Origin of the sequence: Streptococcus infantis (genome assembly GCF_047464715.1) — a bacterium.
GTDB lineage: Bacteria > Bacillota > Bacilli > Lactobacillales > Streptococcaceae > Streptococcus > Streptococcus infantis_S.
The window spans coordinates 436,429-450,359 of record NZ_JASHBJ010000001.1 but is presented as its reverse complement, the minus strand read 5'-3'; the positions used below and the strand labels follow the sequence as shown (position 1 = coordinate 450,359).

Annotated in this window: 13 protein-coding genes; 1 reads left to right on the top strand and 12 read right to left on the bottom strand. The window is 39.2% G+C overall.

Features of this window, described 5'->3' with window-relative positions; genetic code table 11:
* Positions 1-104 precede the first annotated feature (104 nt).
* The 5 genes from dprA to gyrA all read right to left on the bottom strand — a co-directional run bounded on the left by dprA (position 105) and on the right by gyrA (position 6,723).
* Positions 105-962 (bottom strand): DNA-processing protein DprA, encoded by an 858-nt coding sequence (dprA, locus tag QM419_RS02320; protein WP_414278055.1) that lies wholly within the window; start codon positions 960-962, stop codon positions 105-107.
* A 106-nt stretch (positions 963-1,068) separates the two neighbouring features.
* Complete coding sequence (gene dapA, locus QM419_RS02315) at positions 1,069-2,004, bottom strand: 4-hydroxy-tetrahydrodipicolinate synthase (protein ID WP_414253721.1); 936 nt, start codon at positions 2,002-2,004, stop codon at positions 1,069-1,071.
* 137 nt (positions 2,005-2,141) lie between these two features.
* Positions 2,142-3,218 (bottom strand): aspartate-semialdehyde dehydrogenase, encoded by a 1,077-nt coding sequence (locus tag QM419_RS02310; protein WP_254729908.1) that lies wholly within the window; start codon positions 3,216-3,218, stop codon positions 2,142-2,144.
* Positions 3,219-3,505: 287 nt separating this feature from the next.
* Positions 3,506-4,255, bottom strand: a complete 750-nt coding sequence (locus tag QM419_RS02305; RefSeq protein WP_414277745.1) for a class A sortase — start codon at positions 4,253-4,255, stop codon at positions 3,506-3,508.
* A complete protein-coding gene (gyrA, locus tag QM419_RS02300; protein ID WP_414277744.1) occupies positions 4,255-6,723 on the bottom strand; it encodes a DNA gyrase subunit A in 2,469 nt (822 codons plus the stop codon). The genes QM419_RS02305 and gyrA overlap by 1 nt, the downstream gene beginning before the upstream one ends.
* 195 nt (positions 6,724-6,918) lie before the next feature.
* On the opposite strand from gyrA, the gene QM419_RS02295 reads away from it, so the two are divergent.
* Positions 6,919-7,905: an L-lactate dehydrogenase gene (locus QM419_RS02295; protein WP_045614994.1), complete on the top strand. Its 987-nt coding sequence runs from the start codon at positions 6,919-6,921 to the stop codon at positions 7,903-7,905.
* Between the two features lie 58 nt (positions 7,906-7,963).
* Here the strand turns inward: QM419_RS02295 and sdbB are convergent, their stop codons facing one another.
* The 7 genes from sdbB to rpmA all read right to left on the bottom strand — a co-directional run bounded on the left by sdbB (position 7,964) and on the right by rpmA (position 13,915).
* Positions 7,964-8,527, bottom strand: coding sequence for a thiol-disulfide oxidoreductase-associated lipoprotein SdbB (sdbB, locus tag QM419_RS02290; RefSeq protein WP_414277743.1), 564 nt, complete (start codon positions 8,525-8,527; stop codon positions 7,964-7,966).
* Positions 8,528-8,539: 12 nt separating this feature from the next.
* Positions 8,540-9,247, bottom strand: a complete 708-nt coding sequence (gene ccdA2 / locus QM419_RS02285; RefSeq protein ID WP_414277742.1) for a thiol-disulfide oxidoreductase-associated membrane protein CcdA2 — start codon at positions 9,245-9,247, stop codon at positions 8,540-8,542.
* Positions 9,248-9,375: 128 nt separating this feature from the next.
* Positions 9,376-10,236, bottom strand: a complete 861-nt coding sequence (locus QM419_RS02280) for a methionyl aminopeptidase (RefSeq protein WP_414277741.1) — start codon at positions 10,234-10,236, stop codon at positions 9,376-9,378.
* A 15-nt stretch (positions 10,237-10,251) separates the two neighbouring features.
* Positions 10,252-11,529, bottom strand: coding sequence for a CBS-HotDog domain-containing transcription factor SpxR (spxR, locus tag QM419_RS02275; RefSeq protein ID WP_254729900.1), 1,278 nt, complete (start codon positions 11,527-11,529; stop codon positions 10,252-10,254).
* On the bottom strand, positions 11,522-12,073 hold the full coding sequence (locus tag QM419_RS02270; RefSeq protein ID WP_414259004.1) for a GNAT family N-acetyltransferase: 552 nt from the start codon (positions 12,071-12,073) through the stop codon (positions 11,522-11,524). Before QM419_RS02270 ends, spxR begins: the two co-directional genes overlap by 8 nt.
* Positions 12,074-12,089: 16 nt before the next feature.
* Positions 12,090-13,349 (bottom strand): UDP-N-acetylglucosamine 1-carboxyvinyltransferase, encoded by a 1,260-nt coding sequence (locus QM419_RS02265; RefSeq protein ID WP_178894926.1) that lies wholly within the window; start codon positions 13,347-13,349, stop codon positions 12,090-12,092.
* A gap of 272 nt (positions 13,350-13,621) precedes the next feature.
* Complete coding sequence (gene rpmA / locus QM419_RS02260) at positions 13,622-13,915, bottom strand: 50S ribosomal protein L27 (protein ID WP_000916509.1); 294 nt, start codon at positions 13,913-13,915, stop codon at positions 13,622-13,624.
* Positions 13,916-13,931 lie beyond the last annotated feature (16 nt).

Sequence of the window (13,931 nt, the reverse complement as noted above, 5' to 3'; positions counted from 1 at the left end):
CAAAGTAATTAAACTTTATAAAGTGTAAACCATTTTTAAAAACCTGTCAAGACTTAACACCCATACAATAGAAGAAAAGTTTGCTAAATGAAATGATTCTATGTCTAAAACTCAAACTCAGCGAGAATATCCTGCCCACATGTTGCTAGTTTTGCTCCTTCTTGGATCAAATGATGACAGCCGTCTGAGCGTCCATCTAAAATGGAACCTGGAATCGCAAAGACATCTCTACCTTCCTCCATAGCACGCTCACAAGTGATTAAGCTACCAGATCTCATTTTAGCTTCTGCAACGATAACTCCTCGACACAATCCTGCAATAATGCGATTTCTGGCAGGAAAATGAAATTTCAAGGGTTCTTCCCCTGGTCCGTACTCACTTAGTATTAAATGATTGTCTCCAATGTATTCTTGAAGACGTTTATTGGAGCGGGGATAATAGACGTCTAAACCAGTCCCGATCACTGCAATCGTTTTGCCACCAGTTTGAAGAATTGACATATGGGCTGCTGTGTCAATTCCTCCAGCAAGTCCGCTCACCACAACTAATTCATTCTCCAGTTCTTCGATGACTTTCCGGACTGATTTGGTTCCGGTTTGACTACAAGAGCGACTCCCTACAACTGCTATCTTTGGTAATTTTAAGAGATTTAAATCTCCTTTATAAAAAAGCAATACAGGTGCATCGTAAATTTCACTAAGCGAAATGGGATAAACATCATCCAGAATCGAAAATGATGGGAACTTTTCAAAATCTTTCTTTAATCGTTCCATGCTTTCAAAAGTCAGCTTATGATACCGCTCCATAAAAACTACTGGGTTACGACACTCCGAGGCTTCAGCGATTGTCTCTAAACTCAATTCCTGATCATAAATTTCTCCGTATTGAAGTACTTTCAGAACCTGCTGATTACTTAATCCTGCTTGCTTTAGCTTATAAATTTCAAAATTATCAATCTTAATTTTCATGATCGACTCCTTTTTCTCTCTCTATTTAACTATTCGTAGAAAAAGAAAAAAACTCCCAACAATTTTACTTGTTAGGAAGTTTCTATTTATCTTAGTTATATTAGTAATCAGGTCGAAGAACTCCAGTGACAGTCGCTTTAGTTGCTTCGTAGTCTCCGTCAATAACAACCTTGATAATGCGTTTAGCATCCTCTTCAGGCGCAGGAACCAATGGGAGGCGAGTTGGACCAGCTTCAAATCCCATATAGTTGAGTACTGCCTTAACAGGTGCAGGACTTGGGTATGAGAAGAGAGCATTAACCTTGGGAATAAATTTACGTTGAATAGATGCCGCTTTCTTCATATCACTCTCTTCAATCGCAGTGAACATTTCATGCATTTCATCACCATTCGTATGAGAAGCAACAGAAATTACACCGTCAGCACCAAGATTCATAGCATGGAAAGCATCCCCATCTTCACCAGTGTATACCAAAAAGTCTTCAGGCTTATGCTCAATCAAGTAGGCCATATTGGCAAGACTAGTACATTCTTTGACACCGATAATATTTGGATGGTCAGCCAAACGAAGTAAAGTATCTGGAGTCATTTCGACAACTACACGACCTGGGATGTTATAGATAATAATTGGCAAATCTGATGCGTCTGCAATGGCTTTAAAGTGTTGGTACATACCTTCTTGAGATGGTTTATTGTAGTAAGGTACAATCGCTAGACCGGCTGCAAAACCACCAAACTCCGCTACTTCTTTAACGAACTCGATCGAGTCGCGAGTATCGTTAGTACCAACACCCGCAATTAAAGGAACACGGCCGTTAACAACCTTTTGTACAGCCGCGAACAACTGCAACTCTTCATCGTGGGTTAGGGTTGGACTCTCAGCAGTCGTACCTGCTAAGAGAATTCCATCTGTATGATGTGCCAATAAGTGTTCAATCAACTTTGGAATAGCGTCGAAATTTATTGAACCATCTTCATGAAAAGGAGTAATAAAAGCAGTGATAATTTTACAATCTTTTAAATCTTGATAAGACATAGGAAAACCTTTCTCTATATAAGAAAGAGGCTGGGGCATACTTGCCTTTGCCTCCCGTTCTGTTCGTAAAATAAGTAGATTCGCTAGCTAGCGAGGAAGAAAACAACTCTTCGAGTTACTGATTTCTGTTTTGCTCCCTATTTCAATTCAAACTTCAACTCAGCTGTTGGGCGAACTAGACCACGTTCATGAAGGGTTTCTGCAATTTGAACCGAGTTCCAAGCAGCACCCTTGAGAAGGTTATCGGAAACAACCCACATATGGATCCCTTTTTCAGCATCCAAGTCTTTACGGATACGTCCGACAAATGTATCACGTGAACCGACAGCATTGACTGCTTGAGGATAGATTTGGTGAGCCACATCGTCTTCAAGAACTGCACCTGGAAAGGCAGCAATCGCAGCCTTGACTTCATCGATTGGAGCCACTTCTTTTGTTTCAATGTAAACAGACTCAGAGTGAGCTGACAAGACAGGAATACGCACGCAAGTTGCTGAAACGGCAATGCTATCGTCTTCCATTATTTTCTTAGTTTCGTTTGTCATCTTCATTTCTTCGTAAGTGTAGTCATTATCAGTGAAGACGTCGATTTGAGGAAGAGCATTAAAAGCAATTGGATAATGTTTCTTGTCTCCACCTGATGGCAAGATTTCCGCATGCAAATCACGTGGATTCACACCGTCATTTAAGACTTCACGAAGCTCACGTTGAGTTTCAAGAATAGCTCCCATACCAGCACCTGAAACTGCTTGATAAGTTGATACGATGATACGGTCCAAGCCCCATTTTTGACGAACCGGCTCTAGAGCAACCATCATTTGAATAGTTGAACAATTAGGACAGGCGATGATCCCGTTATGAGCATCAAGAGCATGGGCATTGACCTCAGGTACTACCAATGGTACATCAGGATTTTGACGGAAGTAAGAAGTGTTATCTACAACTACTGCCCCTGCTTTAACAGCATAAGGTGCGTATTTTGCAGAAGTTGAACCTCCAGCTGAGAAGAGAGCAATATCAACTCCTTCAAAAGCTTCTTCTGTTGTTTCTTCAATAGTCACATCTTGGCCCTTGAATTGCAAGACCTTTCCTGCAGAACGTGCAGATGCAAGGTAACGAATCTTATCGATTGGAAGAGTTGATTCTTCCAACATTTTGATCATTTGAGCACCAACGGCACCTGTAGCACCGACAACAGCAACTGTATATCCCATAACAAACCTCTTTTTGAATTTTCTAAAAATTTCTATAATAGAAACATTATACTACTTTTTAGAAAAATTGAAAAGTCTTTACCTTATCTATTTTCTGAAATTGACAAGAAAAGGCGGTGGGACAGAAATCGATAGACAAAGTCTCGATTTCGTAGTCCCAGCCCCGCGAGGATGATTAGGAGTTTTTTGGAGCCTAAAAGACGAACAAAAAGTTCAATCAGCTACCGCGTCAAAGTTTGATTGCTAATAAAAAATGAGGTCGGGCTCTTTTGTCCCAACCTCTTCTACTATTCATAAAATTGTTTATATGGTTTATTAAATGATTGCAATATTTCTGGGGAAGCTTCTAAATAGTTTTTAACTTCTTTCAAATTTGCTTTAACAATAATCCGTTCTGTAGCATTAGCATCTTCACAGGTTACTAAAGTCAACTCGTCAACCCCATCTCGGTCTTCTATAACATCGATTCTATCTGGAGTCACCTTATTAACTTCTACAATTTCATATTTATAAACCTTTTCTTTATCAGTTAGATAAATGAACATTCCATTAGTAGCGCGTGCTAAGGGTGAAAATAGCTTCTGATCTGCATCTTTACCAGTAAAAATACGGTGGCTTGCCAATGAATAATTTCCCTGTCCCATAACCTGATTGGCTTTCATCGTTCCAGCGCCGTAGAAAAGGTTAACATTATCCAGCCCCTTAAAAATAGGCAAGTTCATTTCAAGTTCTGGGATAGAAATACCACCAATTACTGGAAGTTGCTGGGAACTCCATTGAGCAGAAAGTACTGCCTCTGAAGATAAGGATTTTACAGAGTCAAAATCAAAATTTCCAGTAGCAGTTTTATTTCCCTCAATTTCCTCTTTTGAAATCTGGCTTACTTGATATTTATTGGTATTCCAAATCATAATTACATCACGTATCTTCGAGTTAAAAATCAAAGCTAGAGACAAAAGGATTAGAATACCAGAAAAAATATTAATCAGCAGATTCTTACGTTTATTTTTTTTACTCTTAGTTCTTTTTCGAGACATTATTCTTCACTTTCTGTTTCGTTTTCTGCCCCAACTTCTTCTTTTTCCGCTGCTGCAACTGTTGTAAAGGTTACAATTTTAGCGTTCTCATCTAGACGCATAACCTTAACTCCCATAGTTGAACGTCCAGTCTGAGAAATATTGGCAACATTTGTACGAATCATGACACCGGTATCTGTGATAACCATCAAATCTTCGTCACCTTTTACTGTTAAAAGACCAGCAAGATGACCATTCTTATCTGTAATATTAGCAGTCTTCATACCTTTACCAGCACGACCTTTAGTTGGATATTCAGTGGCAACTGTACGCTTACCGTATCCTTTTTCAGTAATGATAAGAACTTCATCTTGATCGGTAATCACTCTAGCACCAACTACAGCATCACCTTCACGAAGATTTACTCCTTTAACACCTGTAGCACTACGACTCATGCTACGAACGGATGATTGATTGAAACGAACTGCATATCCCAATTTAGTACCAATGATGATATCAGTATCTTCTTGAGTCAGAAGAACATTAATCAATTCGTCCTCATCTTTCAAATTCAAGGCTTTTAGACCATTTTGACGAATGTTAGCAAATTCTTTTACGCTAGTTCTCTTAACAATACCTGCTCGAGTCGTAAAGAAGATGTATGCATCATCATTTCGTTCTGATTCGACGTTAATAATGGTTTGGATACTTTCTCCCTCATCCAGTTTCAAGAGGTTCACTACAGGTAATCCCTTGGCTGTACGACCATATTCTGGGATTTCATAACCTTTCAAACGATAGGCACGACCTTTGTTGGTAAAGAAGAGCAAGTGATCATGGGTGCTGGTAGAAACCAACTCACGGACAAAGTCATCATCCTTGACTCCTGTTCCCTGTACGCCACGTCCACCACGTTTTTGGGCAGTAAACTCGTCTTGGTCCAAACGTTTAATGTAACCTTTATTTGATAGAGTGATAAGAACATCAGATTCTTCAATCAAGTCTTCATCTTCAAGCGTCAAGACTTCACCAATCATTAACTCAGTACGGCGTTTATCTCCAAACTTCCGTTTGACTTCATCCAATTCTTCTTTGATGATTTGTGCTACGCGTTCTGGTTTTGCAAGAATATCAGTTAAATCAGCAATCAAAGCAATCAATTCGTCATACTCTGACTGAATCTTATCACGTTCCAAACCTGTCAAACGACGGAGACGCATGTCTAGGATTGCTTGACTTTGACGTTCAGAAAGCTTGAACTTGCTCATCAATTCTGCTTGAGCCTCTTCATCAGTTTCACTGGCACGGATAATACGAATAACTTCGTCGATGTGGTCAAGTGCAATCAGCAAACCTTCCAAGATATGTGCACGTGCTTCGGCTTTCTCTTTATCAAATTGAGTACGACGAGTCACAACTTCTTTTTGGTGCTCAATGTATGCATCCAAGATTTGGCGAAGCGATAAAATCTTTGGAACACCATTTTGGATAGCAAGCATGTTAAAACCAAAGCTAGTCTGCATCTGAGTCATCTTGAATAAGTTGTTCAAAATAACATTAGCTGATGCGTCGCGTCTAACTTCAATAACAAAGCGAACACCTTCACGGTTAGATTCATCACGAACAGCTGTAATTCCTTCAATACGTTTCTCTTGAACCAGACGCACAATATGTTCATGTACTTTGGTTTTGTTGACCATATATGGAAATTCAGTAACAACGATACGTTCGCGACCCGTTTTAGTTTCTTCAATTTCCGTACGAGAACGAAGAACAATAGATCCCTTACCAGTCTCATACGCCTTATGAATACCTGATTTACCCATAACTAGGGCACCAGTTGGGAAGTCTGGACCAGGCAAAACTTCCATCAAATCTTTGGTTGTAACTTCAGGATTATCCATGACGAGTTTAACAGCATCAATGGTTTCACCCAAATTATGAGGTGGAATATTGGTCGCCATACCAACGGCGATACCTGTAGCACCATTGACCAATAGATTTGGGAAACGAGCTGGTAAAACAACAGGTTCACGCTCGTTGGCATCATAGTTATCAACAAAATCAACGGTATTTTTATTGATATCGCGAAGCATTTCAAGAGCAATCTTACTCATACGTGCTTCGGTATAACGTTGCGCGGCAGCGCCATCACCGTCCATAGAACCAAAGTTACCGTGCCCATCTACAAGCATGTAGCGGTAGCTCCACCATTGAGCCATACGAACCATAGCTTCATAGATAGATGAATCCCCGTGTGGGTGGTATTTACCCATTACGTCCCCTGTAATACGGGCAGATTTCTTATGAGGTTTATCAGGCGTAACTCCTAATTCATTCATTCCGTACAAAATACGACGATGAACAGGTTTCAACCCATCACGAACATCAGGAAGAGCACGCGATACGATTACACTCATGGCGTAGTCGATAAAGCTAGTCTTCATCTCCTTTGTCAGATTGACATTCACTAGATTTTTATCTTGCATTAAAAAATGCCTCATTTCACTATTAGTAACTAGATATATTATACCATAGTTTGGACTATTTTACAGTCTAACAACACGTGTAAAACGTTTACATATTTATCCCGAAGGTATATCCGTGACAAAGCTTAGCAAAAGTGATAGAATGAAATCAAATGGGGAATCCCCCTGAATAAAACAAAGGAGATGTTTAGACAAATGACAGTTACTAAACAACACAAAAAAGTTATCCTCGTTGGTGACGGTGCCGTAGGTTCTTCTTACGCTTTCGCTCTTGTTAACCAAGGTATTGCTCAAGAACTTGGTATCATTGAAATTCCTCAATTGTTTGAAAAAGCAGTTGGTGATGCTGAAGACCTTAGCCACGCGCTTGCTTTTACTTCGCCTAAGAAAATTTATGCTGCTAAGTATGAAGACTGTGCGGATGCGGACCTTGTAGTTATCACTGCTGGTGCTCCACAAAAACCAGGTGAAACTCGTCTTGACCTTGTTGGTAAAAACCTTGCTATTAACAAATCAATCGTTGAACAAGTTGTTGCGTCTGGTTTTGACGGTATCTTCCTTGTTGCTGCTAACCCAGTTGACATTTTGACTTACTCAACTTGGAAATTCTCAGGATTCCCTAAAGAACGTGTTATCGGTTCAGGTACTTCACTTGACTCAGCTCGTTTCCGTCAAGCACTTGCTGAAACTATCGGCGTTGATGCTCGTTCAGTTCACGCCTACATCATGGGTGAGCACGGTGACTCAGAATTTGCCGTTTGGTCACACGCTAACGTTGCCGGTGTTAAATTGGAGCAATGGTTGCAAGCTAACCGCGACTTAAATGAAGCTGACCTTGTTGAACTCTTCATCTCAGTTCGTGACGCTGCTTACTCAATCATCAATAAAAAAGGTGCTACATACTACGGTATCGCAGTTGCTCTTGCTCGTATCACAAAAGCTATCCTTGATGATGAAAATGCCGTACTTCCACTTTCAGTCTTCCAAGAAGGACAATACGGAGTTGAAAACGTCTTTATCGGTCAACCAGCTATCGTTGGTGCACACGGTATCGTTCGCCCCGTTAACATCCCATTGAACGACGCTGAAACACAAAAAATGCAAGCTTCTGCTCGTGAATTGCAAGAAATTATTGACGAAGCATGGAAAAACCCTGAATTCCAAGCTGCTTCTAAAAACTAATTAAATTAGATTTTTAAAAAAATGTCTAGACAGTTAAGTCTAGACATTTTTTATTTCGTTAATCCATCTGAGCAAAAGCTGCTTCAGCATCTGCGTTACTAATTGCCCCTAATTGAATCTTAGCAATTTTACCATTTGAATCAATTAGGTATTCAGTTGGGATGCTTCGAATCTGATAGGCTTGGAAGGTTGTTCCCTTAGTGTCATATAAGACAGGTATATCCTTATAGCCCTGCTCCTCAAACCATTTTGGAAATTGGTCTATGGTTTTTTCGCCTTGAAGACCTGGTGCAATAACAGATAAAATTTCAAAATCACGATCTTCTTTTGCAGCAAGTTCCATTAATTCAGGCATACTTTTTTTACAAGGTCCACACCAAGAGGCCCAGAATTTTAGATAAACTTTTTTACCTTTAAAATCAGATAGCTTGACTTCTTTTCCATCCATCGATTGAAGGGTAAAGTCAGGTGCTTCCGATCCTACAGCCACCTGTTTAACAGTTGCTTGCTGCTGTATTTGAGTCGTTTGAGTTTCTTGACTTGATTTTTTTTCTTCTTTGCCACAAGCAATCAAAAGAAAGATAGATAAGAAACTAAGTCCAAAATAGATTATTTTTTTCATAAATAACTCCTTTTATCCCAATATTCCAGATAAGATATTTAATTGTCCCAACATTAATAAAATTCCCATGAGGATAATCAGTAAACCACCAATTCTCTTCAATAAGAGGAGGTGAGATTTAATTCTACTAAAATAAGGCATGATCAGACCTGATGCCAAGGCCAATACTAAAAATGGAAGCGCCATTCCGAGAGTATAGATAAGGGTCAATAAAGCCCCCTGAAGAGCTCCATTTCCTCCCGAGGCAGCCAGTGCTAAAACTGAACTTAAAACTGGACCAATACACGGAGTCCAACCAAAGCTGAAGCTGATACCTAATAGAAAGGCTGACAGATATTTGCTAGACTGTTTTTGATTAAACGTTACTGTTTTTTGGAACTCTAGTTTTCGTAAATGAAGGATTTCCATCTGATGTAAGCCTAGTATGATAATAATACCACCCATAACATAACGGAACCAATCAGCATAGAGTAAGTTTCCGAGAAATCCTGCCCCAAACCCTAGAATAAAGAAAATCAGAGAGATACCTGCGATAAAACAGAGTGTCCGAATTAATCCTGACCAGGCAACCTCTTTACCTAAAAAACGAAATGTCTTTGACTCCTCTTGATCATCTAATAAAACACCTGCATAGACTGGTAACAATGGGAAAATGCAGGGCGAAAAGAATGACAAGACACCAGCTAAAAACACAGAGATAAAAAATATAATACTTTCCAATTAAGAACCTTCTTTCATATAGTCATCTTTTATTTTACTATAAAAGAAAACGTTTGTAAGATATCTGCTACGCAAATTTAATTTCAACTTTAACGAATAAAAAAAGGAGCTCAGCTCCCCTTTTTTTATTAATAAGTTCCTTCTTCACCTTGACTTGTCAAGATTACAGGTCCATCCTTGGTAATAACAAACTGGTGTTCATACTGACATGATAGACCACCGTCGATAGTTTTGTGGGCCCAGCCTGTTTTCATGTCTGTATCGATTTCCCAATCACCTGTATTAATCATAGGTTCAATAGTCAAGACCATTCCTTCACGAAGGCGAAGGCCACGACCTGCGACACCGTAGTTTGGAACCATTGGCTCTTCGTGCATGGTTGGGCCAACACCGTGGCCTACAAGATCACGAACAACACCGTATCCACGACTTTCAGCATATTCCTGAATGGCAGCTCCAATATCACCAATACGGTTTCCTACAACAGCTTTTTCAATACCGATGTACATAGCTTCTTTGGTCACGTCCATTAAGTTTTTAACTTCTTCTGACGGTTTGCCAACAGCGTATGCCCAACAAGAATCAGCCAAGCCGCCCGTAAAGTTTTGAGTATATTTTTTCATCTGCTCAACCTTGTTAAAATTGAGTTTAGAAACATTGAGGTCAGACTTAGCGATTGGCCCACCAAGGACCATATCAACCTTGAGCAAATCGCCTTCCTTCAAAATATAGTGGCGTGGAAAAGCATGGGCTACTTCGTCATTGAGTGAACAGCAAGTGGCATAAGGATAATCCATTATTGCCCCATCAACACCGATTTGTAGTGGAAGGAAATTTTCTTCTTTACAACGATGACGCACATATTCTTCTACTTCCCACATATCTACACCTGGTTTGATGATATCGCGCAAGCCAATATGGATGCTTGCAAGAAAATCACCAGCCTTGTCCATAGCTTCAATTTCTCTAGCTGATTTTAATGTAATCATGTTTTCTCCTAGATTCTAATTAATTTTTACAGTTACATTTGCTTTTGATACAATCTGATGATTAAGGTAAATGTCATAATCAATAATAGCCGATCGTCTCGTATGATGAATAATTCTAGCTTGAATACGTAGAACATCATCAATCTGAACAGCCTGTAAGAAATAAATCAACATCTGCTCAATGATGAGGTTACGCCCACTATTAACGACCAAATCCTGTGTCATATGGGTCAAAATTTCTGCAAGGACACCATTTGCAAGGACACCATTTTTCTCAAGCATAAAGGGTTCAACTGTAATGACCACTTCATCATGGTGATAGGACAACTTCTGCCCAATCTGTTCTGAAAATGTTGGGAGTGCTGAAACCTGAGAACGACTCATTTTTTCCATGACATCCCGTCTAGTAATGACACCTAGCAAGGTCTGGTTACTGCGCACAACGGGTACCATTTCAAAATCTTCTGCAATCATTCTCTGGCTCACGTTAGCAATATTCGTTGCTAAGCCTGTCATATAGACTGTTCTTGTCATAACCTTATCAATGGTTGTACCTGGTGATTTATCTCCAGCATCTCGCATGGTTACAACACCCACAACAACCTTATGCTGATTGATAACAGGGAAGCGACTAGTCCTATTCTTTCGAACCAAGTCCAAATAATCCTTTACGGTATCTGTTTCCTGTAAAAAACCATATTCATGACTAGTACGATAAATCTTTTCAACCGTTAAAATATCCGTCTTAATCTGAACATTTGAAAGAGCGCGGTTAATCATCGTCGCAATTGTAAATGTATCATGCTTGCTTCGTAATACTGGAATATTCTTCTTATCAGCTGTATTCAAAACATCTTTATGGACTTCAAATCCACCTGTTACCAAGACAGCATTCTCATTTTCAAGTGCCAATAATTGGATACGTGTTCGATCACCAACAATGACTAGTCCACCATCATGAAGGTATGAAAGTATATTTTTCTCAGTCATTGCTCCGATGGAAAATTTACTGAATTCTCTATCTAAACCAGCTTGACCAGCTAAAACTTCCGAACCAGTGACCTCTGCGATTTCTGCAAAGGTCAATCTTTCAATAGCAACTTTTTTTGACTTTACTCGAACAGTCCCACTTCTAGGACGTGTTTCAACTAAACCTCTATTTTCAGCCTCTTTGATAGCACGATAAGCCGTACCATCACTAACTCCCAAGCGATTGGAAATACTCCGAACGCTAACCCGTTTTCCGACTGGTAATTCTTCTAAATAAGCTAAAATCTCTTGGTGTTTACTCATTTAGCTCTCCTTTTGTATAGCGAAATTCTAGATAATCCCGCATCTTACGAGTATAGCGGTCACTACCTTTAAAACGACGAGATAGAACAAAGCCTGATTTTTGCGCAACTTTTTGACTGGCGCTATTTTCCAGATGCGTTACAATAAATAGTTGCTTTAAGTCAAATTCTGTCATGGATAAATCCCGCAATTTGCTAACAGCTTCAGTCATATATCCCTGAGACCAAAAATCTTTCCTCAAAAAATAGCCAATCTCTGCTTCTTTTCTAATTTCGTCCAGTTTTTCAAACTTAATTGCTCCAATCATTTTTTCAGTTTTTTTATCACAAATGGCCCAAATACCCAAAGGTGATTTCATAAAGTAGTTAGCAAGAGCATATTGACTTTCTTCAATACTAGCTTGCGTAGGAAAAATAAATTGAAGATTTTCAGGGTCTGATGCTAACTGATGAAAGTCATCTACATCTGTAAAAAAGAATGGACGGAAATACAAACGTTCCGTCTCATAAAAAGAAAACATTGCTAATTTTGTCCAGATATTCATTCTTATCCTCAAATTGCTAATCTTCGATCAGCTCAATATCTGCTCCAAGCTTACGTAATTTCTCAATGATATTTGAGTATCCTCGTAAAATAAACTCAACACTGGTAATCTCTGTTCTACCTTCAGCCATTAGACCAGCAATAACCAAAGCTGCACCTGCACGTAAGTCTGTAGCTCTTACGCTTGCACCATGTAGAGGATTCCCACCTTTATAGATAATGTGATCATTCGTGGTACTAATATCTGCATTCATTTTAGCTAATTCAAAGACGTGGTTGACACGTTTTTCATAAATGGTATCAATCAGTGTTCCTCGTCCTTCAGCTTTCAACAAAAGAGGGGTAATCGGTTGTTGAAGGTCGGTAGCAAATCCTGGATATGGAGCAGTCTTGATATTAACAGCTTTTAGATTTTTTTGCTCTTCCACAAATATACTATCTTCAGAAACCGTCATGTGAACTCCCATCTCTTCAAGCTTAGCAATAAAGCCTTCAAGATGCTCGTAAAGTACATTATTGATACGAATCCCTTTACCTACCGCAGCCGCCAAAGAAATATAAGTACCAGCTTCGATACGGTCTGGAATAACTTGATGGCGCGTGCCATGTAGGGACTCAACACCATCAATAGTAATCATATCCGTACCTGCACCACGAATATGAGCTCCCATATTATTTAACAAAGTAGCTACATCAATAATTTCAGGCTCTCGAGCAGCATTTTCAATGACTGTACGTCCTTTAGCTTTTACTGCTGCAAGCATCGTATTAATAGTTGCTCCGACACTGACAGTATCCATATAAATACTTGCGCCTTGTAACTTTGAACCATTAGTTGAGAGATTCATATTATCTCCCTCGTATGTTGTCTTTGCTCCCATAGCTTCAAAGGCTTTTAAGTGCAAATCAATCGGACGAGGACCCAAGTCACATCCACCAGGTAAACCAACTGTTGCTTCACCGAAACGACCAAGAAGACTACCGTAGAAATAATAGGATGCTCGAAGACTATTGATCTTACCATATGGCATTGGTTTATTCTGAACACCACGAGGATCAATTTCTAAAACGTCATCATAGCGCTTAACACTAGCACCCATAATTTCCATAATATCAACCAAACTAGCGACATCAGAGATATCTGGAACACAATCCAAAATAACTACATCATCTGACAAAATAATAGCAGGAATCAGAGCAACTACACTATTTTTTGCTCCGCTAATGGTTATCTCACCCTTTAATGGACGTCCACCGTTAATGACTATTTTTTTCATTATTTTTTATATACTCTTTCACTATTTATTCATAAGGTCTCACCCTATATTATACCATATTTCTTTCTTATTATCTATCATAATAAATCAAATAAGTTCCTTAAGACTTTATTGATTTAAAACAGTTTCTGAAGTAAACTTAAATAATAACTGATGCTAAATTTATTCAAAAAAAGGCTTCCCGAAAATATCGGAAAGCCTTATTTAATGCTTATTTAGCAACCTCGCCTTTTTAATTCAAGGCTCGGGATAAAAAGGTTTACTAGACCTTTTTATTTTGCGATTGGGTAAACAGAAACTTGTTTCTTATCGCGACCTTTACGTTCGAAACGTACTACGCCTTCAACTTTAGCGAACAAAGTATCGTCTCCACCACGTCCAACGTTTACACCTGGATAGATGTGTGTACCACGTTGACGGTAAAGGATTGATCCACCTGTTACAGTTTGTCCATCAGCTGCTTTAGCTCCAAGACGTTTCGCTTGTGAATCACGTCCGTTTGATGTAGAACCTCCACCTTTTTTGTGGGCGAAAAGTTGCAAGTTGTTAAGAGTCATTTTTAACATAATGTTTTCCTCCGTG